General features: G+C 40.7%; 27 protein-coding genes. 15 read left to right on the top strand and 12 right to left on the bottom strand.

Going from position 1 to position 26,476, the window contains the following annotated elements; all coding sequences use genetic code 11:
* Nucleotides 1–671: 671 nt before the first annotated feature.
* From rpsB to OFN73_RS01385, 9 genes are all read left to right on the top strand, one after another.
* Nucleotides 672–1,466 carry a 30S ribosomal protein S2 gene (gene rpsB, locus OFN73_RS01425; RefSeq protein ID WP_270861913.1) on the top strand — a complete coding sequence of 265 codons (795 nt, stop codon included), beginning with the start codon at nt 672–674 and terminating at the stop codon, nt 1,464–1,466.
* A complete protein-coding gene (gene tsf, locus OFN73_RS01420; protein WP_270861912.1) occupies nt 1,466–2,524 on the top strand; it encodes a translation elongation factor Ts in 1,059 nt (352 codons plus the stop codon). Before rpsB ends, tsf begins: the two co-directional genes overlap by 1 nt.
* 2 nt (nt 2,525–2,526) lie before the next feature.
* Nucleotides 2,527–3,168, top strand: coding sequence for an ABC transporter ATP-binding protein (locus OFN73_RS01415; RefSeq protein ID WP_270861911.1), 642 nt, complete (start codon nt 2,527–2,529; stop codon nt 3,166–3,168).
* Nucleotides 3,169–3,226: 58 nt separating this feature from the next.
* Entirely contained in the window at nt 3,227–5,098 is a 1,872-nt protein-coding gene (locus tag OFN73_RS01410; protein ID WP_270861910.1) for a hypothetical protein, read from the top strand.
* Nucleotides 5,099–5,713: a guanylate kinase gene (gene gmk / locus OFN73_RS01405; protein ID WP_270861909.1), complete on the top strand. Its 615-nt coding sequence runs from the start codon at nt 5,099–5,101 to the stop codon at nt 5,711–5,713. It begins immediately after the preceding gene.
* 9 nt (nt 5,714–5,722) lie between these two features.
* Complete coding sequence (locus OFN73_RS01400; protein ID WP_270859118.1) at nt 5,723–5,926, top strand: twin-arginine translocase TatA/TatE family subunit; 204 nt, start codon at nt 5,723–5,725, stop codon at nt 5,924–5,926.
* Between the two features lie 3 nt (nt 5,927–5,929).
* Nucleotides 5,930–7,525, top strand: a complete 1,596-nt coding sequence (gene argS, locus OFN73_RS01395) for an arginine--tRNA ligase (protein WP_270861908.1) — start codon at nt 5,930–5,932, stop codon at nt 7,523–7,525.
* Between the two features lie 35 nt (nt 7,526–7,560).
* A complete protein-coding gene (locus tag OFN73_RS01390) occupies nt 7,561–8,115 on the top strand; it encodes a hypothetical protein (protein ID WP_270861907.1) in 555 nt (184 codons plus the stop codon).
* Between the two features lie 145 nt (nt 8,116–8,260).
* Complete coding sequence (locus OFN73_RS01385; protein ID WP_270861906.1) at nt 8,261–10,081, top strand: autotransporter outer membrane beta-barrel domain-containing protein; 1,821 nt, start codon at nt 8,261–8,263, stop codon at nt 10,079–10,081.
* 103 nt (nt 10,082–10,184) lie between these two features.
* Here the strand turns inward: OFN73_RS01385 and proC are convergent, their stop codons facing one another.
* The 7 genes from proC to ilvC are packed head-to-tail and all read right to left on the bottom strand — an operon-like array spanning nt 10,185 to nt 16,676.
* On the bottom strand, nt 10,185–10,958 hold the full coding sequence (proC, locus tag OFN73_RS01380; protein WP_270861905.1) for a pyrroline-5-carboxylate reductase: 774 nt from the start codon (nt 10,956–10,958) through the stop codon (nt 10,185–10,187).
* A gap of 10 nt (nt 10,959–10,968) precedes the next feature.
* A complete protein-coding gene (locus OFN73_RS01375) occupies nt 10,969–12,216 on the bottom strand; it encodes a glutamate-5-semialdehyde dehydrogenase (protein ID WP_270862230.1) in 1,248 nt (415 codons plus the stop codon).
* Complete coding sequence (proB, locus tag OFN73_RS01370) at nt 12,217–13,335, bottom strand: glutamate 5-kinase (protein ID WP_270861904.1); 1,119 nt, start codon at nt 13,333–13,335, stop codon at nt 12,217–12,219.
* Between the two features lie 37 nt (nt 13,336–13,372).
* Nucleotides 13,373–13,765, bottom strand: a complete 393-nt coding sequence (ruvX, locus tag OFN73_RS01365; protein ID WP_270861903.1) for a Holliday junction resolvase RuvX — start codon at nt 13,763–13,765, stop codon at nt 13,373–13,375.
* A gap of 19 nt (nt 13,766–13,784) precedes the next feature.
* Nucleotides 13,785–14,576: a DNA-processing protein DprA gene (locus tag OFN73_RS01360; RefSeq protein WP_270861902.1), complete on the bottom strand. Its 792-nt coding sequence runs from the start codon at nt 14,574–14,576 to the stop codon at nt 13,785–13,787.
* Nucleotides 14,560–15,651, bottom strand: a complete 1,092-nt coding sequence (locus OFN73_RS01355) for a divergent polysaccharide deacetylase family protein (protein ID WP_270861901.1) — start codon at nt 15,649–15,651, stop codon at nt 14,560–14,562. Before OFN73_RS01355 ends, OFN73_RS01360 begins: the two co-directional genes overlap by 17 nt.
* A 2-nt stretch (nt 15,652–15,653) precedes the next feature.
* Nucleotides 15,654–16,676: a ketol-acid reductoisomerase gene (gene ilvC, locus OFN73_RS01350; protein ID WP_270861900.1), complete on the bottom strand. Its 1,023-nt coding sequence runs from the start codon at nt 16,674–16,676 to the stop codon at nt 15,654–15,656.
* Nucleotides 16,677–16,784: 108 nt separating this feature from the next.
* Between ilvC and OFN73_RS01345 the strand changes: the two genes are divergently transcribed.
* The 6 genes from OFN73_RS01345 (at nt 16,785) to rpsR (ending at nt 21,877) form a co-directional block, all read left to right on the top strand.
* Nucleotides 16,785–17,585: a hypothetical protein gene (locus OFN73_RS01345; protein ID WP_270861899.1), complete on the top strand. Its 801-nt coding sequence runs from the start codon at nt 16,785–16,787 to the stop codon at nt 17,583–17,585.
* Nucleotides 17,582–19,504, top strand: a complete 1,923-nt coding sequence (locus OFN73_RS01340; RefSeq protein WP_270861898.1) for an RNB domain-containing ribonuclease — start codon at nt 17,582–17,584, stop codon at nt 19,502–19,504. The genes OFN73_RS01345 and OFN73_RS01340 overlap by 4 nt, the downstream gene beginning before the upstream one ends.
* Nucleotides 19,504–20,487, top strand: coding sequence for a hypothetical protein (locus tag OFN73_RS01335; RefSeq protein ID WP_270861897.1), 984 nt, complete (start codon nt 19,504–19,506; stop codon nt 20,485–20,487). The genes OFN73_RS01340 and OFN73_RS01335 overlap by 1 nt, the downstream gene beginning before the upstream one ends.
* A 109-nt stretch (nt 20,488–20,596) precedes the next feature.
* Nucleotides 20,597–21,004 (top strand): 30S ribosomal protein S6, encoded by a 408-nt coding sequence (rpsF, locus tag OFN73_RS01330; protein WP_270859105.1) that lies wholly within the window; start codon nt 20,597–20,599, stop codon nt 21,002–21,004.
* Between the two features lie 11 nt (nt 21,005–21,015).
* Nucleotides 21,016–21,603 carry a single-stranded DNA-binding protein gene (locus OFN73_RS01325; RefSeq protein ID WP_270861896.1) on the top strand — a complete coding sequence of 196 codons (588 nt, stop codon included), beginning with the start codon at nt 21,016–21,018 and terminating at the stop codon, nt 21,601–21,603.
* Between the two features lie 13 nt (nt 21,604–21,616).
* On the top strand, nt 21,617–21,877 hold the full coding sequence (rpsR, locus tag OFN73_RS01320) for a 30S ribosomal protein S18 (RefSeq protein ID WP_270859103.1): 261 nt from the start codon (nt 21,617–21,619) through the stop codon (nt 21,875–21,877).
* Nucleotides 21,878–21,921: 44 nt separating this feature from the next.
* On the opposite strand, the gene OFN73_RS01315 is transcribed toward rpsR, so the two are convergent.
* From OFN73_RS01315 to hemW, 5 genes are read right to left on the bottom strand one after another with little or no spacing between them, the layout of a single operon-like run.
* Nucleotides 21,922–22,971, bottom strand: coding sequence for a hypothetical protein (locus OFN73_RS01315; protein ID WP_270861895.1), 1,050 nt, complete (start codon nt 22,969–22,971; stop codon nt 21,922–21,924).
* Complete coding sequence (gene queA / locus OFN73_RS01310) at nt 22,968–23,984, bottom strand: tRNA preQ1(34) S-adenosylmethionine ribosyltransferase-isomerase QueA (protein WP_270861894.1); 1,017 nt, start codon at nt 23,982–23,984, stop codon at nt 22,968–22,970. Before queA ends, OFN73_RS01315 begins: the two co-directional genes overlap by 4 nt.
* Complete coding sequence (gene tatC, locus OFN73_RS01305; RefSeq protein WP_270861893.1) at nt 23,984–24,766, bottom strand: twin-arginine translocase subunit TatC; 783 nt, start codon at nt 24,764–24,766, stop codon at nt 23,984–23,986. The genes queA and tatC overlap by 1 nt, the downstream gene beginning before the upstream one ends.
* Nucleotides 24,767–24,769: 3 nt before the next feature.
* Complete coding sequence (gene tatB / locus OFN73_RS01300) at nt 24,770–25,270, bottom strand: Sec-independent protein translocase protein TatB (protein ID WP_270861892.1); 501 nt, start codon at nt 25,268–25,270, stop codon at nt 24,770–24,772.
* Between the two features lie 57 nt (nt 25,271–25,327).
* Entirely contained in the window at nt 25,328–26,386 is a 1,059-nt protein-coding gene (gene hemW / locus OFN73_RS01295; RefSeq protein ID WP_270861891.1) for a radical SAM family heme chaperone HemW, read from the bottom strand.
* Between the last annotated feature and the right edge of the window lie 90 nt (nt 26,387–26,476).

Raw genomic sequence — 26,476 nt, 5'->3', positions numbered from 1 at the left:
TGAATTAAGACTTGGTGCAATATTTCTAATTTTACTTGCGCTATTTTTTTACCTATATTTTTTTTCAATTCTAGAAATTATTTGCTATGACGACTACTTGATAATTAAGTGTTTGTTTTGGCAATCAATACTCTATTATAGCGATATAAAACAGTATCTTTATTTTGATAGACCACCTTTGATAAAATCTTTCATAATAAATTCGAAAAAATATAAATTCTTATTTTTGGTAAAAAGTTTTCAAATTAGTTATTATTTGTTTGACGAGTATGAAATAAATAAATTTGAAAATATATTAAAAAGTAAAAATATATCTGAATTTAAGCCATTTGGTAGATATTAAAGTATCGTAGGGTAGGCATCCTTGCCCACCATAATGTTAAGTAAAAGATTAAATGATAAAATTTAACTCGTATTTTTATCTGTTAAGCCTAAAATTTAATAAATGCACAATTTGGTGGGCAAATGCCCACCCTACGGTCTCACAATGACAAACAAACAAAAATACTAAAATTTATCTTAAATTAAGTCCAAATTTAGTAAAATCACAGCTTCATTTCACACGCATTTATTCCTTATTTAGTTGCGAATTTGTCAAACAAAAAGCAAATTTGTTAAGGAATGCGGAGGAAGAAACTAAATTTCGGGCTAGTCCCACAAGGAGAAAACTCATGGTTACAATGAGAGATTTATTAGAATGTGGCGTTCATTTTGGTCACCAAACACGCCGCTGGAACCCAAAAATGAAGAAATTCATTTTCGGCGAGAGAAAAGGTATCTATATCATAGATTTGCAAAAAACTATCCGCTACTTCCGCTACACTTACAATGTCGTTCGCGATGCAGCGGCCGAGGGCAAAACAGTGCTATTTGTCGGCACTAAAAAACAAGCAGGTGCGACTTTGCGTGAATATGCTGAAAAATGCGGAATGCCATTTGTAAATCATCGCTGGTTAGGCGGTATGCTAACAAATTTCAGCACTATCAAACAATCAATCCGCAAACTAGAAGTCATCGAAGCTATGGAAGAAGACGGCTCAATCAACCTTCTAACAAAAAAAGAAGCCCTAATGCTACGCCGCAAAAAAGAGAAATTAGAGCAATATCTAGGCGGAATTCGCAATATGAAAAGCTTGCCTGATATGATTTTTGTTATCGATGTAGTAAAAGAAAAAATCGCCGTAGCAGAAGCAAACAGACTAAAAATCCCTGTTGTAGCGCCACTTGATACAAACTGCGATCCTGATGTTGTAGATTTCCCAATTCCGGGCAATGATGACGCTATTAGAAGCGTTCAACTTTTCTGCCAAGAAATGGCTGAGGCTATCAATGAAGGAAAAGCATTGCGTGATCAAGACAGCGTAGAGGGCGAAGGTGGCGAACCAGTTAGTCAAGCAGAAAAAGACGAAATCGTAGAAGAAGCGATGAGCGAAGAAGATTTCGAAACAGCAGAGGACGCAGAATAATGGAAATTTCAGCACAAATGGTAAAAGAACTGCGCGAAAGCACTGGCGCAGGTATGATGGACTGCAAAAAAGCATTAGTTGAAACAAACGGCGATATGGAAAAAGCCGTAGATTTATTGCGTGAAAAAGGTCTAGGCAAAGCTGCTAAAAAAGCAGATCGCCTAGCTAGCGAAGGTCTAGTATGTGTCGAAGTAAATGGCAACGCTGCAACAATCAGCGAGGTAAATTCAGAAACTGACTTCGTCGCAAGAAACCAAAATTTCATTGATTTGGTTAAAAATATCACTATTCATGTCCAAAAAAATAGCATTGAAACAGTAGAAGCGCTAAACGAGAGCGTAATCGACGGCGTGAAATTCGAAGATCACCTAAAAACTCAAATCGCAACAATCGGCGAAAATTTGGTTGTTCGCAGATTTGAAACCGTCAAAGCTGGCGCAAATGGCGTAGTCCAAGGATACTTGCACTCAAACAGCCGTGTGGGCGTCATCATCGCTGCTGCTTGCGATAGCGAAAAAACTGCCGAAGGTGCAAAAGATCTAATCCGCAACCTTTGCATGCACGCAGCAGCTATGAAACCAAGCGTTATTAGCTACAAAGATTTGGATAAAGAATTTATCGAAAAAGAATTCGCAGCACTTGTGGGCGAGTTAGAAAAAGACAATGAAGAGAGAGTAAGACTAGGCAAACCTTTGCACAAAATCCCAGTATATGGCTCACGCGCTCAAATCACTGATGAAGTTTTGGCGACTGAGACTGAGAATTTAAAAGCAGAACTTAAAAAACAAAACAAACCTGAGCAAATTTGGGACAAGATTATCCCAGGTCAAATCGACAGATTTATCGCTGATAATACTCAAATCGACCAAAGACTTACGCTTATGGGACAATTTTTCGTAATGGACGATAAAAAAACTATCGAGCAAGTAGTGGCTGAGACAGCCGAGAAACTCGGTGGCAAAATCGAAATCGTAAAATATGTCCGCTTCGAAGTAGGCGAGGGCTTAGAGAAAAAAGTCGATGACTTCGCAGCAGAAGTCGCAGCACAAATCGGCTAAAAATGACACTTTTAAAGGGCGTTAATCTTACTCATGCGTATGATTATACGCTCTTTAACGATATAAATATCACAATAAATTCAAATTCTACTAGCGCCATTTTGGGCGTGAGCGGTTGCGGTAAATCCACACTTTTGCACATTTTATGCACACTTTTAAAGCCAAATTCGGGCGAAGTTTTTTACAATGACACAAATTTATACTCGCTAAGTGCCGATGAAAGGCTTAAAATTCGTAGGCATGATTTTGGCATAATTTTTCAATCACACTACCTTTTTAAGGGCTTTTCTGTCAAAGAAAATATCGAACTTGCAGCCAAGCTTACAAACAACAAAATTGATTATGAAATTTTAGAAAAACTAAAAATTACAGGGACACTATCCCAAAATATCGGTGAGCTTAGCGGTGGTCAGCAGCAACGCGTCAGTATCGCTAGGGTGCTAAACAAACGCCCACGCATTATTTTTGCCGATGAACCAACTGGAAATTTGGACAAAAACACCGCTAATGAGGTCATGGAGGTGATATTTGATTATATCGCCAAAAATGACGGCGCACTCGTGCTTGTAACTCACGATGAAAGCTTAGCTGGCAAATGTTCGTCAATTTATCGCCTAAATAATCAAAATTTAGCTAAAATATAAGCAATCACTAACCAAAATTATCCTAAAATAGGGAAATTTTTTTTCAAAAAGGCTAAAAATGAAAATTTTACTTGATAGCACAAATGAACAAGTTGCAAAAGTAGTTAATATTTGTTGCGAACGCACACACTCTGATTTAGCGCAATATAGCATGGACGAACAAGATTATGATTTGGTAATAAAAGATTATAGCGAAGAGGATAGCATTTCTCATTTTGATGTCGATAAAACCCTGTTTTTGATCTCCAAAGACGATATTATCGTGGGTGCAACACACACGCTGACTAAGCCATTTGCGCCTGCTGAATTGATTAAATTTATTAGCGGATTTTCATCGGCAAAACCAAATCCTGAGATAAAATCAAAAATGGCACAAGAATTCGCCGATGTAAGCTCGATGATGAAAGAGATAGACTCAATCGATGAAAAGGGCGACAAGAGCGCTGATATGGGAATCGGCCTAGCGCCAATCAATGATAGCGCAGACGAGGAAACAAAAGCTGAAAACCCTGCGCCAAAACCAAAACCAGGCCTAAATATCGATGCTGGCGATACAATCTCTCTTGCTACTAGCGCAGAAGCTAGCGATGAGACGCAAAACGAAGTAAAATCTGAACCTGCAAAAAATGAGCCTTTTAATATCGAAATTCCCGATAATTTAGATGATTTGGTTTTAGAACTTGCTCCTAGCGAGCCAGAAACTAAACCAAGCGATGATAGTGTTAGCGAGCCTGCAAACGAGGCCGAAACTACCGCAGAAGCTAGCGTAGAGCCAGCTAGCGAGGTGGCTTCTGAAAGCGGCGAAGCTAGCCAAAATGAGACTAGCACGCAAAATTTCGAAAGCCTTTTAGATGATTTTTATAACTCTGACGATGATGTTCCGCTATCTGCATTAGCTGAAAATATCGATGATGACACACCACTTTCTGCTATGCTAGATAATGTAAATGACGATGTTCCGCTATCTGCATTGGCCGAAAATATCGATGATGATACGCCGTTAAGTGAAATTTCGCTTGATGATCTTGACGATGATAAACCTTTAAGCGCATTAGCAGATGAAATTTCGCTAGATGATATCGATGATGACATGCCGCTAAGTGCTGTTATGGATCAAATTTCAGACGATATGCCACTTAGCGAGATTGCGCAAAATAACGAGCCAGAAGAGGCGCAAGATGAGCAAAAAGAAGAAGCAAAAGTAGAAGCCAAAGAAGAGCTAAAAGAGCAGAGCGAAGATTCATCTGATAGTGATTTTGGTTCGATGTTTTCTTCGATGTTTGATAATTCTAGTGATGATGAGCCAGAGGATAAAGCAGAGGGCAAAAAAGAGAGTGAAGCCCCAATCGCGCTAGCTAGCGACAAAGAAATTCCTTTGGCAAATGTTTCGTTAGAGCCAGCATTTGAGAGTGTAGAGCACGGCGAGGACGAGGCAAAGGCTGAGCCAGAAGCCCAAATTTCACAAGATGAGACCCTAGATGAGGACGATGAGGAAACTGGCGATGATGATTTGCTTTTTGATAATATTTTAGCCCTTGAAAAAGATAAAAAAGTCGCTTCCGAGCCTGTTAAAGCGGCAGCGCAAGATGAGAAAAAAGATGAAAAACCAAATTTTGATGATTTGGATTTACCGCAAGTCGCAAGTGGCGTAGAGCTACCTGATATCAAACCAGCTGTCGATGTCAGTGTCGAGCCGACCGCTCAAAGCGAGGTTCCTGCGCATGTCGCACCAAAAACTCACGATGAGGTTAATCGAATTTTAGAGCAAGAGCGCAGATTTTTGAGCGTTGATGAGCTAAAAGAGCAGTTGCGCTACGATTTAGAGGCAAATATCGCTAGTGTGTTGGAGCAATTCTCTGGCGAGGAAAACATACAAGAAGCACTTAAAGACCTTAGAATCAATATCAATATCTCATTTGAGGATAAATAATTGCTAGGTAAAATTTTACTAGTTTCAGGTCCAAGCGGCAGCGGTAAGAGCACCCTTATAAAGAGGCTTATCGCTGAGTTTGGCACAGATGAGATATATTTTTCTATCAGTTCTACTACAAGAGATATGCGAGATGGCGAAAAAGACGGCGTGAATTACCATTTCATCAGCAAAGACGAATTTAAAGCCGGCATAGAAAATGACGAATTTTTAGAGTGGGCGCTCGTGCATGGCAACTACTATGGCACATCGTTAAAAGCCGTGCGAGAGGCGCTAAATTTGGGTAAAATCGTGATTTTTGATATCGATGTGCAAGGTTTCGAAATCGTTCGCCAAAAAATAAGCAAAAACGAGCTTACTACGGTTTTCGTAACCACTCCGAGCCCAGCAGAGCTAGAAAAGCGTCTGCTAGCACGGGCAGATACAGCCTCTGGCGATATCGCTACGCGTTTGCAAAATGCAAAAGACGAGATAAAATATCTCGCGCAATACGATTATTTCGTAATCAACGACGAGTTAGAAAGCGCGTATTTAAATTTTAAATCAATCTACAAAACAATCAGATTAGAAACCGCTAGATGCGATATTTCAGCGGTTATGAAATCTTGGAAATAAGGAGAGACAATGGGCGTTAGCGTTCAACAATTGCTAATTATTTTGGCTATTATAGTGTTGCTTTTCGGAGCGAAAAAAATCCCTGAGCTTGCAAAGGGCGTAGGCAAGGGTATCAAGTCGTTTAAAAAAGAGATGGAAGACGACCCAAAGCTTGAAGAGAGTGTGAAAAAAGAGAGCGAAACTACCAAAGCTGACGAATCTCAAAAGGCTTAGTTTTTGAAAAATTTAGCTATAAACGAAATCTCTCGCGTCCTAGGGCGCGAGGTAATCATTGAAAAACCAAAAGACAAAACCCTAGCTCACTATGCTTCGCCTGTGGCTTTTTCGCTCGCAAAAGAGCTTAGAAAAGCCCCTAAAATCATCGCCCAGGAGCTAGCGGCTAAATTTAGCGATAACGAAATTTTATCAGCAAGTGCGATAAATGGGTATTTGAATTTTCATATAAAACCTAGCGTGCTTGGAAATTTAGCCCAAAATGCGCTAAATTTGGGCGAAAATTTTGCGAAAAATAGCGCAGAGCATAAAGGCGAAAAAATCCTGCTTGAATACATCAGTGCGAACCCAACCGGCCCGCTTCACATAGGCCATGTCAGGGGCGCAGTATATGGCGATACCTTTGCTAAGGTAGGAAACTACCTAGGCAGCGAGGTTTGCACAGAGTATTATATAAACGACGCCGGCAATCAAATCGAATTGCTTGGTATTTCAATGATACTACGCGCGAAGGAAATTTTCGGGCTGAGTGTCGAGTATCCTGAGAAATACTATCGCGGCGAGTATATCGATGAGCTGGTAAATTTAAGCGTAGAGAAATTTGGCAAAGAGATTTTTTATGATGAGAGCAGAGTTTTAGAACTCGCCGAATTTGCCAAAGACGAGGTTTTGAAAATCATCAAAAAAGATTTGGCTGATTGTGGAATTACTATACAAAACTGGGCTAGCGAAAAGAGCCTTTATGGCGAGCTTGACGCGACGATTGCCAAGCTTGAAAAAAGTGGCGAAATGTATAAAGAAGGCGGCAAGGTTTGGATTAAGTCCAGTGCCGTGGGCGACGAAAAAGACCGTGTCGTCATCCGCGAGGATGGCCGTCCGACATATCTAGCGGGTGATATTGTATATCATAATAACAAATTTGAACGCGGATTTAAGCGATATGTCAATGTCTGGGGCGCAGATCACCACGGCTATATCGCGCGCTTAAAGGCAGCAATCCACTTCCTAGGATACGATGAAAATGCCTTAGAAATCGTGCTTATGCAAATGGTAAATTTGCTAAAAAACGGCGAAGCGTTTAAAATGAGCAAACGATCAGGCACCAGCGTGCTAATGAGCGATGTGCTAAGCGCGATTGGCAAGGATAATTTGCGCTTTATGTTTATTAGCAAAAAGGGCGAAACACCGCTAGAATTCGACATTGACGAGCTTGGCAAGGAAGACAGCTCGAACCCGATATTTTATATCAATTATGCTCACGCTAGAATTTATCAAATTTTTGGCAAAGCTGGCAAAAATATGAGCGATAGCGAGGTTTTGGGCGCAGATTTTAGCACACTTGACGAAGCTGGGCTAAATTTGGCTTTTGAGGCGATGACGCTTAATGAGGTTTTAAACGAAGCCTTTACTAGCAGGGGACTGCAAAAAATCCCTGATTTCCTTAAAATTTTAGCCGCAGATTTTCATAAATACTACAACGAAAACCGCGTGGTTGGCAGCGAAAACGAAAATGCCAAACTCAAACTTTTTGCCCTTGTCGCGCTTAGTATTCGCACGGCGTTTGGCTTAATGGGGCTAAGTGCGAAAGAGCGCATGTAAATTTTGCCGAATTTTCGGCAAAATTTCATTTCAAAATGAAAAATCCTATCAAAACTCTACTTTATAAAATCAAAAAACCACTCCCGCCAGATGCGCGCAAAATCAGCGGAATCATCAGCGATGTGCGTGCCTGCGAGGTGAGGGAGAATTTTTTTGTCGTGATTTTTCATGTAGGGGGGCTTAGGTTTAGCTCGATTTTCGCCAAATGGTGGGCGAAAAATGGCGATTTGATCGATGTGATTTACACCAGAGGCTGGCAGGAGGGCACTTATAGCGCGCTTAGTGTTACTAGCTATTCGACCACGGCTTATTGGGGAAATTGGAACTTGATAAAGCGATTTTGTGGCGTGGTATTTTCGCTACTTTTCGTCGCATTTATGAGCGCACTCATCGTATCTGGCGTGGAAGAAATCGTGCGGATAGAGTATTTTTATGACAAGCTAGTTTATTTTCTTTTCTTTTGTATTGTTGCAATCGTCTATGGCATGGGCGTGGTAAATGCCTATGCCAAATTTAAAGTATTTTTTAGTTTTTTGTCTTACAAATTAGGATTTAGTAAATTTTTTAAAAATATAAATTTGTGTTTTTAGTTCTTGTAAAATTATGTAATTTAAAATTTTGTCAAATTCTAATTAGATTTTACTATAAAATTTAAAAAATCATTGACTACCCCCCCCCGTTATTGTATAATTAACGAAATTTAAACAAGTTATTTTTTTTGAAACAGGAGGAGATATGAAAAATTCAATCAAATTTAGCGTTGTAGCGGCAGCTACGATTATGGTTGTGGTGCCAAATTTAGCACTTGGCGATAACGATACATTTACTATTACTTGGAGTGGTAGCGAAGCTGTGATTTCAGATGCGAGTGGAAATATAAATAATCAAACTTATAATCCGTATGAATATTATTCACCACGAGGCAATGGTAACACCGTAAATATTGAGCTAGGCGATGCAAATACTTATACTGGCGATATTTATGGAAGTTATGGCATACAGGCTTTGAGTGCAAATGGCAACACGGTATATATGAAAAGTGGGACTATATCAGGTAACCTTTATGGTGGCTTTTCTGATTATGGTGAAGCCATAAACAATACCGTAATATTTAGTGGTGGAAAGGTTCATGGTATCATTTATGGCGGCATTGTATATGATACAAGCACGGCAGTAGGTACTGGAATGGGTAGTGGCGATATGCTAAGTGGCAATATCTTAAAAATCGGCGAAAGCCTAGCTAACCCTGCGCCGATGAATACGCTAGAAGCAGACGGTATAGAAAATTTTAAAGAAGTAGAATTTTATTTGCCGACTTCTGTTAAACCTAATGATGTAGCTTTATATTTTCCTGGACAACGCCTTATAAATCTACATGATATGACAATAAGAGCATTTTTAGAAGGCGATACTCCAAATTTGAGCATGGATAGCGTTGTGCATTTGATGAAAAGTAAGTATGGTAAAATAGTGGTTCAAGATACAACAGGTGCTAGTGGTCAGTATAATGTAGAGCCGTCAGTAGATGTAAATATTGGAAATTTGATCCATGTTCAGGGCGATATAGGTATTTCTAATGATGAAACAACTTTGGATTTGACTTTTACGGGTGGTCAAGAAAAACCTACACCAACTCCAACTCCGAAAGCAGATGAAAATGCAAAATCTTTGTTAGAGACAAATTTAGCTCATATTTCAATGGTAAATGAAGGTGCAAATTTGCTTCTATCAAATTTAGAAAAAATTATCCCACAAGATGCAAATTCGAATTATTTTGCTTTTGCACTTGGAGCTGGGCTTGATAAAAGATTAAAAACAGGCTCACATATAGATTTGACAGGTTTTAATGTAAATGTAGGCGTTGCGGCAAATGATTATTATAATTCTGGCACCTTAACAACAGGAGTATTTATCGAATATGGCAAAGGAAAATACGAAAGTTACCTTGATAATGGCACAAAAGGTGAGGGCGATACTGAATTTATCGGTGGTGGCGTATTTGCTAAATTTAAAAATATAAGCAATTATTATTTCGAAATCAGCGGACGCGTCGGTAGTGTAACAACTGATTATGAAAAGAGCTTGTATGATGAATTTGACATAAGTTCTACATATTATGGTGCACATTTGGGGCTTGGAAAGGTGTTTGAACTAACAGGCTCAAATGAGTTAGATATTTTCGCTCGTGGAATTTATTCATATACACAAAGCGCAGGCACCCAAATAAAGGGCGTAAATGTAGAATTTGATAGCATAACTTCAAAAAGAGCGCAAATCGGATTTAAAGACTATATTAAATTTAATGAAGCCAATAAAATGTATTTTGGTGCGACATATCAGCATGAATTTGACGGCGTGGCAAACGGAAGCGTAAGCCTATCTTCGCTTGGCGTGAGCGCAGATATAGCAAGTCCTAAACTAAAAGGCTCAACAGGAATTGGCGAAATTGGCTATGTATATGAAGATGGTGCATTGAAATTTGAAGTTGGGGCAAAGGGTTATACTGGTCGCGAAAAAGGGTATAGTGGAAATTTAGGTTTGACATTTAAATTCTAACCCTAAATTTTAAAAATTTTAGCCAAATTCTTAAATTTAAAGAATTTGGCTTTTTTAAATTTGTTGAATTTATGTAAAATTTATCGCAAAATTTTGGCCAAATTTAGCTTTTTGCCTTTTCTTCGCAAGCTTTTATCGCTTCGATGATAGCGGTGGCAAAGCCCATTTTTTCGAGTGTTGCGACCATTTCTATGGTGGTGCCTCCCGGCGAGCAGACCTCGTCTTTGAGTGCGCGTGGGTGGGCTTTGGTGCGAGCGCATAGGCTAGCTGAGCCAAGCACGGCATTAGCGATGATATCGTGCGCCATTTCGCGCGCTATCCCACCGCGCACAGCCCCGTCACTAGCGGCTTCGATTAGGTTAAAAATCATCGCTGGCAAGCTTCCGCTAATGGCTGTGAAAATCGCAAATTTGCTCTCATCAATCTCGTAAGTCTGCCCAAATGCGCTAAAAATTTCCCTGATTTTGGCTTTTCCCTCTTCGCTAACTCCGCTAAAACACAGCGCAGTATTTCCAAGCGAAATTTTAGCAGGAGTATTTGGCATGGCGCGAACGATTTTTTGCGCCCCGCAAAGCTCGCCAATGCGCGAGACGCTGAAATTTGGCGCAAGCGAGATTAAAATTTTATTTTCCAAATTATATTTTATTTTTTCTAGGACGCTCTCATAAACGGCAGGTTTGATTGCCAAAATAATAATATCGGCAAAATGCGCGAGCTGCGCCTCGTTTTTAGCGGATTTTATGCCTAGTTTTGCGCAGAGCTTCTCGCCTTTTTCCCTGCCATAAACGCAAATTTTATCCTTTTCAAATTTCGCTCCCATGAGCGCCTCTATCATCGCTGCGCCCATATTTCCTGCGCCTATAAATCCTATTTTCATCGCATTTTCCTTATCTGATTTGTCCCTCGCCACGCACGATGTATTTCGTGGTAGTGAGTGCCTCCACGCCCATTGGACCGCGCGCGTGAAGCTTTTGTGTGCTTATGCCGATCTCACCACCGAATCCAAACTCGCCCCCGTCGCTAAATCTGGTCGAAGCGTTTGCATAGACGACTGCGCTATTGATTTCGTTTAGAAATTTTTCGATATTGGCGGAATTTTGGCTTAAAATCGCTTCTGAGTGCGCACTGGAATTTTCGTTGATAAACTCAATCGCTTCGGCGGTGTTTTTTACGATTTTAACAGCCATTATTAGCGATAAAAACTCCGTGCCAAAGTCGCTAGAATCCGCTTTTTTGGTGTTTGCGAAATTTGTAAATTTCGCGTAAATTTTCTCATCTAGGCGAAATTCTACTTCGTTCATTTCCTTTAATAAAATCGGTAAAATTTGCTTTGCGATATTTTCGTGCAAAACTAAGCATTCTAGGGCGTTGCAGACACTTGGGCGTTGGGTTTTTGCATTTTTGATAATCTCTACTGCCTTGCTTAAATTTGCGCTCTCATCGACGAATGTATGGCAGACGCCAGCCCCTGTGATGATGACTGGGATTTGCGCGTTTTGCGTGATGAAGTCTTTGAGATTTTTGCCACCACGAGGGATTAGCACATCGATCCACTCTTTTAGCTGGATTAGTTTTAGCACATCTTCGCGCTCTTTGGATTTTATGAGTGATACTGCGCCGCTAGGCATGCCAATTTTCTCTCCCACACGGCAAAAAATTTCGCTTAGGCAGATGTTTGAGGCAAGAGCGCTAGCTGAGCCTCGCAAGATTATCGCATTGCCCGCTTTTAGCGCGAGTGCGGCGGCGTCTATGCTGACATTTGGTCTGCTTTCATAAATCATAGCGATTACGCCAAGAGGCACGCGCACTTTGGCGATACTCATGCCGTTTTGGTGTCGCCAGCCTCCCACGATCTGCCCGATTGGATCAGGAAAATTGGCTAACTCTTTTAAAGCCACGCTCATTGCGCTAATCCTGCTATCATTTAGCGTGAGTCTATCAATGAGAGCCTCGGAAATACCTGCCTCGCGCGCGTTTTTTATGTCGATTTGGTTTTGCTCTTTGATAAACTCTTTTTGAGCGATTAGCTCATCAGCCACGCCAAGCAAAATTTGATTTTTTTGCTTGCTACTTAGCTTTGCGACCTCGTTGCTTGCGCGTTTTGCGCGTTTTGCTAATTCTAAAATTTCCATAATCTATCCTAAGACAATATTGTTTGCATGCACGATATAATCATCGCTCACGCTAGGTAAAATTTTCTCATATTCGCTCGATTTTTTCCCCATAATCAGCGAAATTTCAGAGGCGCAGTAGTTTGCGATACCGCGCGCGATGCGTTGTGAATCCGCGCCCAGTATTTCGATGACATCGCCCCGCTCAAACTCGCCACTCACGCCCACAATTCCCACACCTAGCACGCTTTTGCCGTTTTTTATGGCTTTGCATGCGCCCTCATCAAGGCTGATTGCGCCACGCACATTGGCACCATAAGCTAGCCAGTATTTTTTCGCGCTAATGGATTTTTCCTCTTTGCAAAAAATCGTTCCAACCTCCTCGCCAGCGATGATTTTGGCTAAAATTTTGCTCTCTTTTCCATTTGCGATTATCATATTTGCGCCGATTTTATTGGCCATTTTAGCAGCACCAAGCTTCGTTGCCATGCCACCAGTGCCAAATTTCGACCCCACATCGCCTGCCATTTTAAGGGTGTTTTCGTCGATAAAATTTACGATTTTTATCAGTTTTGCGTCAGGGTTCGTGCTAGGGTTTTTATCATAAAGCCCGTCGATATCGCTTAAAAGCACGAGCAAATCAGCGTCGATTAGCCCGGTTACTAGCGCGCTCATTGTGTCGTTATCGCCGATTTTAAGCTCATCGCCACTGACTGGATCGTTTTCGTTGATGATAGGGATAATGCCTTGCGAAAGCAGGGCGGTAGCGACATTTCGCGCACTTAGATAGCGCGCACGGTCGCTAAAATCAATGCGCGTCAGCAAAAGTTGCGCGATAATCTCATCATGCGCCCAAAAAAGCCTCTCATACAGGTGCATTAAAGCGACCTGTCCCACGGCTGCTAGGGCTTGTTTGGCGCTTAGCTCTTTTGGTTTTTGCTCGATTTTTAGTATGCCCATACCAGCCCCGACCGCGCCAGAGGTTACTAGCACGACCCCAAAACCTTGTTTTTTGAGTTCGCAAATTTGAGCCACGAGCGATTTGATAAAGCCCTCATTTAGCGAGCCGTCACTGTGAGTTAGCGTGCTGGTGCCTACTTTGATGACGATTCGTTTGGTGTTTTTTAGTAGATTTTTTCTCATTTTTTGCCTTTTGAAAATTTTGGTATTTTACCTAAATTTAGCCATTTTTCGCCAAAAATCGCTCTAAAATTATCATCGCTGCGACGCTATCAAATTTCTCATTTATACCGCCTTTTTTCGTGCTTTTTAGCGCGAATTCCTTCGCCTCGACACTAGAAAAGCTCTCGTCTTGGTAGCAAATTTCGCCATTAAATTCTAAAAGCGAGACAAAATGCTTTATGCGACGCTCCATTTCTTCTTCGCTAGCACCGCCTTTGGGAAGGCCAACGACGAGCTTTTGCGCTCCCCTTTCGCGTAAAAACTCGCTAGCTTCCCTGGCGGCTTGGTTGCGGTTTTTGCGCAAAATAGGCTCGCTAGGAAGAGCTAGTGCGCCATTTGGGCTGATTGCTACGCCGATTCGTTTAAGTCCCACATCGAAAGCTACTATCAAATTTAATCCTTTTTTTGGGTTACGCAAGCGAAATTTTCGTCGCTTCTATTATGATTTTTCCCTCTAATTCGTATTCGTAAATGCGCTCGCCAAATTTCATCAATGCTTCATCTAAGCTCGAATTTAGCGCGACAAAATCCAAAATTTCGTCGCTGTGCGAAAAGAGATTTTTGGGTTTTTCTTTTCCGCTAAATTTAGCCACAAATTTATCCAAATCGCTAATTAGCGTGGCGTCTTTTTTGCTTAAAAGCTCGTTGGTACCGATACTCTCGTCGATTCTGTGCGGCAGGACAAAGACAGGAATCCCAAGCTCTCTTGCAATGCGCGCGCTTTGAAGCGAGCCTGATTTTGGCTCGGCTTGGGCTACTATTAGGGCCTGGCAGAGGGCTACAACTATGCGGTTGCGCTCTAAAAACTGAAAATTTCGCGCAGGTGTGCCGTCTTCGTATTCGCTTAATGCAAGGGCGCCCTTGTAAATTTTGCGTATCATATCCTCGTTTTGTTTGGGATAAATTTCATCTAGCCCGTTTGCAAAAACAGCAATCGTGCGCGAAAATGCGCCCTCATGCGCCGTGATATCGCAGCCAATCGCAGCCCCTGAGACCACGCAAATACCAGCGTTTGAGAGTTTTTGGGCTAATTTTGTGATTAAATTTTTGGTGTAAATGCTCATTTTGCGAGAGCCTACGATTGCGATTTTTGGCATATCCAAAAGCTCTAAATTTCCCTTGTAATACAGGGTTTTAGGCTCTGTTTTGCCAAGGAGAGATAGGGCAGGGATTTTGAAATTTAGCTCATTTGTAGTATTCATAAATTTCGCCTAGATAGATGACTTCGACGCTCTTGAAAATATCTGCGCTATTTTCTAGGGCTGCGAAGGTGGATTTTTTGGGGTGGCCGATAGCTATGGCAAAGCCCCTTTTCTGCGCGATTTGCACGGCTTTTTGTAGCATTTGGCGCACAGCCTTTACCTCGTCTGTGTTGTCGATAAAAACATCTCTATAAACATAGCGCAAATTTTGCCTTTTAAGCTCGTCGGGTGCCTTGGTCTGCGCGCTTGTGCGAGAATCGACGAAATAAAAATCGTATTTTTGCATGGCTTTGATTAAATTTTGCATTGAGGCTGAATTTGCCGTAAATTTCGAGCCTGTGTGGTTGTTGATAAATTTAGCGTGCGGGAAATCAGCTCTGATTTGCGCTAGAAAATTTTCGATTTCTTTGTAGCTATCGCCTACTTTTAGCGCCTTTACATCGTGAGCGAAGACCTCTGCCTCCATTGGCAAATGAATTGCGAAATTTTGCAAATTTTTAGCCAGAGTCGGGGTGTTTTTGTAATTTTTCGCCGGCGGGAAAATCGATGGCGTAACCTTTATCGGCAAAGCCTTGATACGCGCTATTTGCGCGCTTGTGGAGATATCGTCCATTATGATAGCTAGTTTTGGTTTTGAGCCTTTTGGCAGGGTTTTGGCTGGTTTATTGCTAGGGGTCGAAATTTTTGGCTCTGTTTTTTCCTGCGATTTTGGCGTGATTTCGCCTATGCTTTGGGCTGCGATTTTGGCTAATTCTTCCTCGATGATTTCCTCTTTTGTTTTTGAAATTTGGGTTAAATTTTGCTCTTTTATTTCAGGCGAAATTTGGGGTGCAGGTTTTGCCACGCTCAAATTTTTATCTTTTTGAATTATGGGTTTTGAAATTTCGCTTTTATTCTCATCGCGCGGGAGTTTAAGCACAATTTTTGGCTCGTCTTTGAAAAATTTATTTAGCACGGCATACGAAAGAGCGGCGCAGGTAAAGCAAAAAATTGCGATTAAAATGTATTTTATGAAATTTGGATTGAAATTTAATAAGGGCGCGTTTTTGCGCCCTTTGGTGCGTTTTTGAGCCAAGATTAGTTTTTATCTTTGTCGATGATTTTGCCGCTTGCGATCCATGGCATCATACCACGAAGTCTTTCGCCTGTCTTGGTAATCAGCGCGTTTGCGGTCATATTGCGCTCTGCGTTCATTTTGACATAGCCAGCTTGGCGCTCTAAAATGAAGTTTTTCGCAAAAGTTCCGTCTTGGATCTCTTTTAGGATTTTTTTCATTTCGGCTTTTGATTGTTCGTTGATGACGCGTGGTCCGCTGACATAATCGCCAAATTCAGCTGTGTTTGAGATAGAGTATCTCATATCAGCCATACCGCCTTGATAGATCAAATCTACGATTAGTTTCATTTCGTGTAAGCACTCGAAATACGCCATTTCTGGGGCGTATCCAGCCTCTACTAGGGTCTCAAAACCAGCATTTATGAGCGAGCATAGACCGCCGCACAAAACTGCTTGTTCGCCAAATAAATCGGTTTCGGTTTCATCTTTGAAAGTTGTTTCGATGATACCGCTTCTGCCACCACCAATCGCGCTAGCATAGCTTAGAGCGATCTCTTTTGCCTTACCACTTGCATTTTGCTCTACTGCGATTAGATCTGGGATTCCACCACCATTTACAAATTCATTGCGCACAGTGTGTCCTGGGGCTTTTGGAGCTATCATAATTACATCTATGTTTTTAGGAGCTTTGATTTGTCCAAAGTGGATATTAAATCCGTGAGCAAACGCAATCGCTGCGCCGTCTTTTAAATTTGGCTCGATTTCGTTTTTGTAAATTTCGGCCTGAAATTCATCTGGGGTTAGTATCATTATGACATCTGCCACTTTTGTCGCATCAGCTACGCTTAATACTTTAAAACCCTTGTCCTCGGCCTTTTTCCAGCTTGCGCCACCTTTTTTTAGTCCGACTACTACTTCTACGCCACTATCGCGTAAATTTTCAGCGTGAGCGTGACCTTGTGATCCAAAGCCAATCATAGCCACTTTTTTTGAGCGAATTAAATTTAAATCGCAGTCTTTGTCGTAATACACGGTAATTGCCATGAGCCATCCTTTTCAAAAAAAATTTTGCGTGATTTTAGCGCAAAAATGCTTTTATGTAGCTTTTTTGTGATATTATAAACGCAAAATTTATGAACGGAAAATGTAGATATGCAAAGCTTTATTAGCGAAAAAATCGCTTCAATGCCTAAATTTAACGATAAAATTTTAAAAATTTTAAGCTCATTTGACAATGCTAGTAGCGATGATGAGATTATTTTTCAGATTATGAATAACCCAGAATTTGAGAGTAGGATACTAGACTACGCATTTAGCACTTTTGCGCAAATTAGCATGGAAAAAACCCTTCCAAACGCCTTTAAATTTTACGGACGAGAGGGGGTTAGGGCGCTATTTTTGTTTAGTATTTTTAAGGGTAAATTTGAGCTAAATTTCGAGTGTTATAAGACAGATCGCGCTAGGTTTAATGAAATTTCGCTAAAAAGACATTTGTTTTTAAAAGAGTGGATTAAATTTTACCCAGAGATTTCGCCCGATATCCTATCTAGCGTGATTTTAATGGATTTTGGTAGGGTTTTTATCAGCGAGTATATCGCTAAGCACGATAAAAACAGCGAGTTTTATCTGCATATCAAAAACTGCCTTTTCCCGCAGGATTTCACCGATGTGGAAATGCGATTTACCAGTATGAGTAGAGAGAGCGTGGGGGAGGTTTTGTTTAAGCATTTTGGGCTAGAAAAAATCGCCAAAGACATATATTTTTCTGATTTAATCGACGAAGCGCCATTTGAGAGTGCGAGGCGATACGAAATGCTAAAAGTAGCCAAAACCGTAATGGGGATCTATCACTGCTTCGATGAGCGCAGTATCGATAATGCGCTAAATTTGCTAGTGGAGTTTGGCTTGGAGCAAGAGGCGTTTTTCGAAGCTAAAATAAGGGCTGGATTATGAAGGAATTTTTAAGTTCGCTTAGCCTTGGAGTGGTGGAAAAAAATCTAAATTCTGACCAAAAAGAGCTAGTGCGAAATTTGCTAAATTTAGGCGCATTGAGCTCTCACAAAGGCAAAATTTATCTAAATAATAGCTATGTTTTTGGTAGGCTCGATATCGCGCGCGATGGGACTGGGTATTTGCAAAGCTACGATGATAGATATAAAAAAGATTTGATAATCGAAAACAAATACCTAAATGGCGTGCATTTAGGCGACATAATCCTAGCAAAAATCATCAACTCAAAAAAGGCTAGAATTCACGCCAAAGTGCTAATGTGCGTGAAACCTGCCTTTTCATCAAGCGTGGTTTATACGAAGAATTTCGGGCGCGAAATTTTGGGCGTAAATGTTAAAACTTCTCTTGCAAACCCGCTCAAAGCCACGCAAAAATCGCTTAAAATGCTTCCACCTGGCACGCTTTTGAAAATTGATAATTTAAGCAATGAAATTTGCGAAGTTTTAGGGAATTTAGACGATCCGTGGGTCGATGAGAAAATTTCACTTGCGATTTATAACAAAAACGACGAATTTAACGAAGCCTGCAAGGAACAAGCCCTTAGCTTTGGCTCGTCGGTCGATCCTACGCTCTACCCAGATCGCGTGGATTTGCAAAATTTGAGCTTTTGCACGATTGATCCAATCGACGCCAAGGACTTTGACGACGCGATTTATTATGATAAAAAAAATCGCATAGTCTATGTCGCAATCGCCGATGTGAGCGAGTATGTCAGCGAATATTCTCCGATTGACAAGGAAGCGAAGGTAAGAGGGTTTTCGATATATTTCCCGCACAAATCCGTCCCAATGCTTCCACGCGAGCTTAGCGAAAATATCTGCTCGCTAATGCCGAATTTACCGCGATTAGCATTTGTTTTTAAAATTTGCCTTGATGAAAATTTGAGCGTGATTAGCGAGGAGCTGTTTTCAGGCATAATCAAATCAAAAAGGCGTTTTAACTACGATGAGGTCGATGAGATTTTGCGCACAAAAAGTGGCTGCGAGAGCGAAATACTAGACTGGCTGCTTCCGCTAAATGAGCTTTGCGAAAGGCTTAGAGCGCAAAGATTAAAGCACGGATTTGACTTTCGCACAAAAGAACTTCGCATGAGTATCGATGAAGCTGGGCTTTTGAAATCGACTAGATTTGAGAGCGATACGCCCTCGCACAAGCTAATAGAAGATTGTATGCTTCTAGCTAACAAAGCCGCTGCCAAGCGCATAGAAACGGGCGTTTTCCGCAATCACGGTGCGGCTGAATTAAAGAAAATTTTCGCTTTATTAGACGATTTGGCGCTGTTTGGAATAGATGCGATTTATAAGCCAAATTTGGCAAAAATGATAGGCGAAATCCAAGCCCAAGCTGACGCGCTTGGCATGCGAGAAGAGGTGGATAAACTCATAATCAAAGCGCAAAAACGCGCCGAATACGGCTCGATTTCACGCGGCCATTTTGGGCTTGGTTTTGATACATACACTCATTTTACAAGTCCGATTAGGCGGTATTCAGATCTGATTTTGCACAGGCTTTTAAAGGCGCAAAGTAGGGGCGATGAGAAATTTTATAATTACCTGCTTTTAAACATAGACGCGACTTGCGAGAGGCTAAATGAGCTAGAAAGAGAGGCTGATAAGGTCGCATTTGACTTTATGGATCGTAAATTTGCGCGCTGGGCGAGAGAGAATTTGGGAGCTAAATTTCGCTGCTATATCGACGAAAATGCAAATGTCGTAACTGCCAAACTCGATGATAAATTTAAGGGTGCGAAAATTTTTATTACAAATTTTACCGCCGATATTTTAACGCCAGTTTTGGTCGAAATCACAGACGCAAATATCGCAAGTGGCGTGATTATGGGAAGAGTGGTGAAAAAAATATAATGTATAAAAGAGATTTTGACGCTAGGATTGCTTCTGGAAATGTGGCGAATTTTATCTTGCTTCGAGGCGTAGATGACTTTCAAAACGAGCTTTATGCTTGGAGATTAAAGCAAATTTATGGGGCCGAAAATTTTATGAGTTTGTATTTTGGCGAGTATGAATTTAGCGTGGCAAAGAGCTTTTTGGAGCCATCGCTTTTTGGCGAGAGCAACACACTTCATATAAAAACAAACTCTTGCATAAAAAAAGATGAAATTCGCCGTTTGATTGAGTATTGCAAAAACGACGAAAACAACCATTTAATCTATGAATTAAACGAGAGTGAGGGTGCGGCAAGTAGCGATTTTGTGCGGGAGTTTGGCGGAAATGAGGTGAGGTTTTTCCGCCCAAGCAGTATGAAGGAAGCCATGGGGTTGCTAGTGCAAAAGTGCGAAATGGTGGGGATTTTCGCAAACAGCGCCGCGCTAAATAGAATTTATCAAATCCACAACGAAAACCTAAATTTAAGCGCAGCCGAGATTGAAAAATTCGCAAATTTGGGGATTGAGCTAAATTTGGAAAATGTAAATGATATGGTCTATGGGCTAAGCGAGATAAGCTACGAGGAGCTTTTCGATAAAATTTTCACCCTTAGCGATTTTCGCAAGGATTTTTATAGATTGGCGCAAAATGGCGGATACAACGACATGGAGCTGATAAATCAATTTTACAGATTTTTGCATAGAATTTTTAGGCTTCATATCTCGATAAAAACCGCGAATAATTCCGATTTTAAGGTGATTTTCGGATACACTCCGCCGCCAAATATCGCAAACAAGCTAAAAACATACGCTCAAAGTTTAAATGAAAATTTATTTCGCAAAATTTTTATCCATTTAAATAAACTCGAATTTGCGCTAAAAAGCGAGAAAAATTTAATCAAAGATGAGTATTTGCTCGCCTCACTTTTGGAATTGCAAAGAATTTTATCAAAGAAAAACTAGGCTAAAAAGCAAAGATTAAGTCAAAATTTTGTAATATACAGGTTGCATTTTTTGCAAAATCCTTGCCCGCAGATTACATTTGCGAGCTAAAAATCCATAAGGAGAATTTATGAGAAATTACGAGGTTTTATTCATTGTCAAGCCTACGCTGACTGATGATGAAGTAAAAACAAAAGTTGATTTCGTTAAAGAAATCATTACAAAAAATGGCGGAAATATCGCTTCTGTCATCGAAATGGGCGCACGCAAACTTGCCTATAAAATCGATAAATATGAGCGCGGTGTTTATTTTGTCATTTACTTTACTGCCGAGCCAAGCTTGATCGCTGAGTTAGTTAGAAATTTGCGTATCACAGAGGATATCATTAGATTTTTGACTGTTAAATACGAGACAAAACGCGAAGTTTTGGCATGGGAAAAATTAAGCAAAGGCATTAAACTTAGCCCAGCTAAAAAAGAGCGCGAACCACGCGTAGCACCTGAGGCAAAAGAGCAAGCAGAGCAAACCGCTGAATAAAAGGATTTTAGATGTTTAATAAAGTAGTTTTGGTTGGAAATTTAACTCGCGATATTGAGCTTAGATATTTACAAACTGGCACCGCAATCGGTAAAACTGGCATTGCTGTAACTCGTAAATTTAATAGCGGAAATGGCGAAAAACGCGAAGAGACTTGCTTTATTGACATTGATTTTTGGGGACGCACAGCAGAAATCGCAAATCAATATTTAAGAAAAGGCTCAAAAGTGCTAGTTGAGGGGCGTTTGAAGCTCGATCAATGGCAAGACCAAAATGGTCAAAACCGCTCAAAACACAGCGTAGTGGTAGAGTCTATGGAAATGCTAAGTGCTCCACAAGGTGGAAATGGCGGAAACAATAGCTACGGCGCAAATAGTGGAAATTACGGAGCAAATAGCGGTAATAGTTATGGTGGCGGATACAACCAACACTCAAACTACTCTAACCCAAATCGCCAAAGCTCTGGCGGATATGGCGCGAACCAAACCGCACAAAATCACTATGAAGCACCGAAAAAAGAGAGCTATGAGAGCCAAATTCCAGAATATGATGTTGATTCGGACAAATATGACGAAGGCAACGATACAATTCCATTTTAATTAAGGAAAAACAATGGCAGAAAAAAGAAAATATAGCAGAAAATATTGCAGATTTACAGAGGCTAAAATCGAATTTATCGATTACAAAGACACAGGGTTATTAAAATATTGCCTTTCAGAGCGTTTTAAAATCATGCCAAGACGCCTAACTGGCACTAGCAAAAAATACCAAGAGATGGTTGAGAAAGCAATCAAACGCGCTCGCCAAGCAGCTCTTATCCCTTATGTCGTAGATCACAACGAAGTCGTTACAAACCCATTTGAAAATCTATAATTTTTCTTAGGCTAGGATTTTTCCTAGCCTATTTTTTCTCTTTTTTACTCTACTTTCAAAAAGTCTTTATCTATTTTTAGCTGTTTTACTAGATCCAAAATAGCGTAAATTTCATCGTGGAAATACGGCATATCCAGCTTGAAAAAGTTAAATTTCAAATCATTTAATGCTTTTTGCGAATTTGCATTTTTGCGTAAAAATACGAAATGTGTTTCTTCTTTGTCGATTAAATTTAAATAAGCAATCGCAGTTGAGTCTGTGCGCAAAATCTCGCTATCAATTAGCACGATATCAGCCTTGTAAATGCGGTCTGCTAGGTGTGTTTTGAGATTGTCCCAGGTGTTGTTTGGCACTACATTACAACCCGTGCTATCTAAAAAATCCTTCAAATCATCGAAAATTTCTTTATCTTTGTGCGCGATTAAAATTTGATAATTGTATTTTTTGCTTCTAAGTCTGTTTTCTTGCTCCAAATACGAGCACTGAGCGTGCAATTTGATATGGGTTCCGCCATTATCGTTGCTTAGCTCTGCGATTTTGCCGATATCGCCTATGCTTTGTTTGGCTTTGGAAATGTATGGGTCGTTTATGACTTTACCGCTTATGAGGGCGGTTTTTAGGTTGTGGATATATGTGGTGCGGATCTCTTTTTTGACGCTGATATCGACTAAGAGTTGCATCCTTGATAGTCCTGGCTTATCATCTCGCACGGAAAATACGATTTTGATTAGGGTAGGGTCTTTGACATTTTGCAAGAAAAATAGGCAAATATGATAAATCGCATTTGAGAGATTTATCACATATCCGTCATAATAGCGTGGCGCGTCTGGCGGGAATTTGATAAAGACCGAGCTATCGTATCTGCTACACTCTTCGAATAAAATTTCACTTTGAAATTTAAGCGGTTTTAAGATATCGACTTGATTTATCGGGATAATTTTCTTTTTTACAGGTTTTATTTCGACTGGCTCTTTTTTAGGGAAAATATCGCCCTTATACGCCCTGCGCCTAAGTGCCTTGCGAAATACGATTCTATACGCCAAAACTAATGCCAAAAGCCCTAAAATCCCAAGTAACGCGTAATCTTTAATCATAGTATTATCATCCCGTCGCCATAAGAATAAAATCTATACTTTTGCTCCACTGCTTCGCGGTAAATTTCAAGGGTCTTTTCAAGCCCAATGAAGCTAGCAACCAGCATAATTAAAGTAGATTTTGGTAAGTGAAAATTTGTAAGTAGATAATTTTGCCTAATAGGCGGATTATTTGGGTGCAAAAACAGCTCGCAAGCCCCACATCTCGCGCCATTTCGTGCGAAATTTTCCACAGTTCTAGTAACCGTAGTGCCTACGCCTAAAATTTTTTTATCGCTTTTTAAAATACCAGCCGTATCTTGCGTAATGCTATAAAATTCGGAGTGCATTTTATGCTCTCTTAAATCCCTTGCCTCAACCGGCTTAAATGTCCCAGCGCCCACATGCAGGGTAATGTAGTAAATCCCGTGATTTTCTTTAAGCGCGCGTAGCATTTCCTCGCTAAAATGCAGGCTCGCAGTCGGAGCTGCCACAGCCCCTGCCTCGCGCGCGAAAATGCTTTGATACCAGCTTTCATCGTCTTTGGTGTCTTCGCGCTTGATATATGGCGGTAGCGGGACATGGCCGATTTCATCGGTGAGGGCGAAAATTTCGTGCGTGCCAAGCGCGCGATTATCACGGCTAAACTCCACCACTCTAAGCCCATCTTCACAGCACTCTACGACCCGCGCGCGCAAATTTTTATCAAAAACTAGCTCGCTACCCACGCTTACTCGCCCTCTGATATATGCGCTAAATTTATTATCATTTAACGGCGAATTTAGCAAAAGCTCAATTTTGCCACCGCTTGATTTAGCTCCGAAAATTCGCGCTTTTATGACCTTAGTATCGTTGAAAATAATCTCGCAAGGTGGCAAAATTTCAGCCAAATCGCTAAATTTAAGGTGTGAAATTTTATTTTTCTCTCTTTCATAAACCAAAAGCCTTGCGCTCTCTTTTGGCATTAGCGGGGCGTTTGCGATTAAATTTGGCGGCAGGTGGTAATCATAGCTATCTACTAAATTTAGATCCATTACGCCTCTTTTACTGCGCCTTGTGCGCTTTTCTCGCTCTCTTCGTCCTCGTCTGCCTCATCCTCATCATCGGCTTTGTATGGATTTACCATTTTTGCGATGAGGATTGAAAGGGCGTAAAGCACGATTAACGGGCCAGCTAGCATGAATTGGCTCAAAACATCAGGCGGTGTCATAATCGCGGCAAAAACGAAGATTATAACAATCGCAAAGCGGAAAAAACTAGTCAAGCTTTTGTTTGTGATAAGCCCTAGTTTGGCTAGGAAAAATGTAACTACTGGAAGCTCAAAACTAATGCCAAAAGCCACAACTAATTTTGTGAAAAATCCGACATATTGCCCTATTGCAAGCATTGCAGCATAGTCTGCCCCACCAAAATTTATCAAAAAGTAAAACGCAACTGGAATTACGAAATAATAACAAAACGCAGCCCCTAAAAAAAACATCACACTAGCGCTTAGCACAAATGGAATTACATATTTTTTTTCGTTATCATACAGCCCTGGGGCGACGAAAAGCCACGCTTGCCAGAAAATTATCGGCATAGAGAGCAAAAGCGAGGTAAAAAACGAAACCTTCATCGCTGTAAAAAAGGTTTCGCCAAGTTGGGTGAATACGACTTTGCCGTCATCTGGAAGGACTTTGACGAGCGGGGCTTTCATAAAATCTAAGATTATTTCCCAATAATTAAAGCATACGACAAACATAAGAATTACCGTGATTACGCAGATAACTAGGCGTTTGCGAAGCTCGGCAAGGTGTGGTTTTAACTCTTCGAACATATTTTACTCTTTTGAATTTTGTGTTGGATTTGAATTTTGCGCTTGCGGGTGCGCTTCTGACTGCGCCTGCGGTTGCTCCTGCGTCGAATTTGGCGTAGAATTTTGCGCTAAATTTTGCGTAGAATTTTGCTTAGAATTTAGCGAATTTTCCGCTTCATTTAGCGTGGTATTAACAGAGCTTTCTATATCGCTTAGCCCTGCATTTAGCGTATCTTTGACCGAATTTAGCCCGCTTTTTATCTCGTCAAGTTCCTCGAAGGTAAGCTTTTTGCGCATGGTTTCTGTGGTTTTGCTAATGCTTTCTTTGTATTTTTTGGCGTCCTCTTTGAGTTCGGCTATGCGGACTTCTTGGTCGAAAGTGGCCTTTGCGTCGTTGATTGATTTTTTGATGACTTTGAAATATTTTGCAATCTCAACTAGCGCGCTAGGGAGCTTTTCAGGGCCTAGGGCGATGACTGCGACGATTAAAATTATCGTAATTTCAGGGAAACTGATACCAAACATTAAAATTCCTAAACAAAAAGATTGCGTATTTTAGCTAAAACTTCATTAATCTTAAATTTAATGCTCGCTCACAAATAGGGCGATTTCGTCGGCTAGCAAGAAATTTGGATTGTAAAAAACGCCGTTTTTGAAATCCAGCTTGCCCTCTGCGCTTAGAATTTGGGCGTTTTTAAGCTCTCTTTCGCGCAAAATTTCGCCCCTCACGCCCAAAAACGAGCGAAATCCAAGGAAAATTTTTTCCAAAATTTTATCCTGTAAGCTTAAATTTTCCACGCTTTTTGCAAGTGGATTTTGTATGTATTCCTCGATACTGCCTGCGCCACTGTATCGCACAAATCCGCTCGTGCCCACAGCGTGCGCGCCAAATCCAGCGTAATCCTCGCCACTCCAATACGCCACATTGTGCGCGCAACGCCTGCCATTTTTGGCGAAATTTGAAATTTCGTATTGCGTAAAGCCTAGTTCGCTAGCTTTTTTAAAGAAAAATTTAGCCAAATTTTCATCATCTCTGGCAAACTCTGCGCGCCCAAAAAATGGCGTGCCAGGCTCTAAGGTAAGGGCGTATGCGCTTAGATGCGAAACCCCTGCGCGCGCAAACTGCGTAAGCTCAAATTCTAAATTTTGCTTATCATCAAATTTGCTAGCGTAAATCAAATCCAAATTTATATTTGAAATTCCCGCGTTTTTGGCGTTATCCACAGCTTCGAAAATTTCATTTTTTCCGTGTGTGCGACCTAGAAATTTGAGTTTTTCATCATTGAAACTTTGCGCGCCAAAACTTATGCGATTTACGCCAAATTTTCGCATTTGCTCTATCCATTTGGGCTTGGCAGAATTTGGGTTTGCCTCGGTTGTAATCTCGGCGTTTTGGGCGAAATTTGGCGAGAGTTTTTCAAAAATCTTTTCATAATACTGCGCCGATACCACACTTGGTGTGCCGCCGCCGATAAAAAGGGTTGAAATTTTGAAATTTTTATTTTTTTTAATGAAATTTGAAATTTCATAGTTCAGCGCGTCAAAGTAGTTTTTAGCTAATTTAAATGCGTCCATGCGTGAGCCAAACGCGCAATACGGGCACTTTGAAGTGCAAAACGGAATATGAATATAAATATGCAAAATTTCTTCCTAGCCAAATTTAAAGGGCGAAATTTAGCAAAAATTCTTTGAATTTTAGCCAAATTTATACCTATTTTCGCTAATATTTTG

The organism is Campylobacter sp. JMF_14 EL1 (assembly GCF_027737585.1).
Classification (GTDB): Bacteria; Campylobacterota; Campylobacteria; order Campylobacterales; family Campylobacteraceae; genus Campylobacter_B.
Note: the sequence above shows the minus strand (reverse complement) of the source record. Positions and strands in the feature narration are given on the sequence as shown.

Coding starts and splice junctions, on each gene's coding strand:
- rpsB (WP_270861913.1), top strand. CDS start 672: ATGGTTACAATGAGAGATTTATTAGAATGTGGCGTTCATTTTGGTCAC.
- tsf (WP_270861912.1), top strand. CDS start 1,466: ATGGAAATTTCAGCACAAATGGTAAAAGAACTGCGCGAAAGCACTGGC.
- OFN73_RS01415 (WP_270861911.1), top strand. CDS start 2,527: ATGACACTTTTAAAGGGCGTTAATCTTACTCATGCGTATGATTATACG.
- OFN73_RS01410 (WP_270861910.1), top strand. CDS start 3,227: ATGAAAATTTTACTTGATAGCACAAATGAACAAGTTGCAAAAGTAGTT.
- OFN73_RS01400 (WP_270859118.1), top strand. CDS start 5,723: ATGGGCGTTAGCGTTCAACAATTGCTAATTATTTTGGCTATTATAGTG.
- OFN73_RS01390 (WP_270861907.1), top strand. CDS start 7,561: ATGAAAAATCCTATCAAAACTCTACTTTATAAAATCAAAAAACCACTC.
- OFN73_RS01385 (WP_270861906.1), top strand. CDS start 8,261: ATGAAAAATTCAATCAAATTTAGCGTTGTAGCGGCAGCTACGATTATG.
- proC (WP_270861905.1), bottom strand. CDS start 10,958: ATGAAAATAGGATTTATAGGCGCAGGAAATATGGGCGCAGCGATGATA.
- proB (WP_270861904.1), bottom strand. CDS start 13,335: ATGAGAAAAAATCTACTAAAAAACACCAAACGAATCGTCATCAAAGTA.
- OFN73_RS01360 (WP_270861902.1), bottom strand. CDS start 14,576: ATGAATACTACAAATGAGCTAAATTTCAAAATCCCTGCCCTATCTCTC.
- ilvC (WP_270861900.1), bottom strand. CDS start 16,676: ATGGCAATTACCGTGTATTACGACAAAGACTGCGATTTAAATTTAATT.
- OFN73_RS01345 (WP_270861899.1), top strand. CDS start 16,785: ATGCAAAGCTTTATTAGCGAAAAAATCGCTTCAATGCCTAAATTTAAC.
- OFN73_RS01340 (WP_270861898.1), top strand. CDS start 17,582: ATGAAGGAATTTTTAAGTTCGCTTAGCCTTGGAGTGGTGGAAAAAAAT.
- OFN73_RS01335 (WP_270861897.1), top strand. CDS start 19,504: ATGTATAAAAGAGATTTTGACGCTAGGATTGCTTCTGGAAATGTGGCG.
- rpsF (WP_270859105.1), top strand. CDS start 20,597: ATGAGAAATTACGAGGTTTTATTCATTGTCAAGCCTACGCTGACTGAT.
- OFN73_RS01325 (WP_270861896.1), top strand. CDS start 21,016: ATGTTTAATAAAGTAGTTTTGGTTGGAAATTTAACTCGCGATATTGAG.
- rpsR (WP_270859103.1), top strand. CDS start 21,617: ATGGCAGAAAAAAGAAAATATAGCAGAAAATATTGCAGATTTACAGAG.
- OFN73_RS01315 (WP_270861895.1), bottom strand. CDS start 22,971: ATGATTAAAGATTACGCGTTACTTGGGATTTTAGGGCTTTTGGCATTA.
- queA (WP_270861894.1), bottom strand. CDS start 23,984: ATGGATCTAAATTTAGTAGATAGCTATGATTACCACCTGCCGCCAAAT.
- tatC (WP_270861893.1), bottom strand. CDS start 24,766: ATGTTCGAAGAGTTAAAACCACACCTTGCCGAGCTTCGCAAACGCCTA.
- tatB (WP_270861892.1), bottom strand. CDS start 25,270: ATGTTTGGTATCAGTTTCCCTGAAATTACGATAATTTTAATCGTCGCA.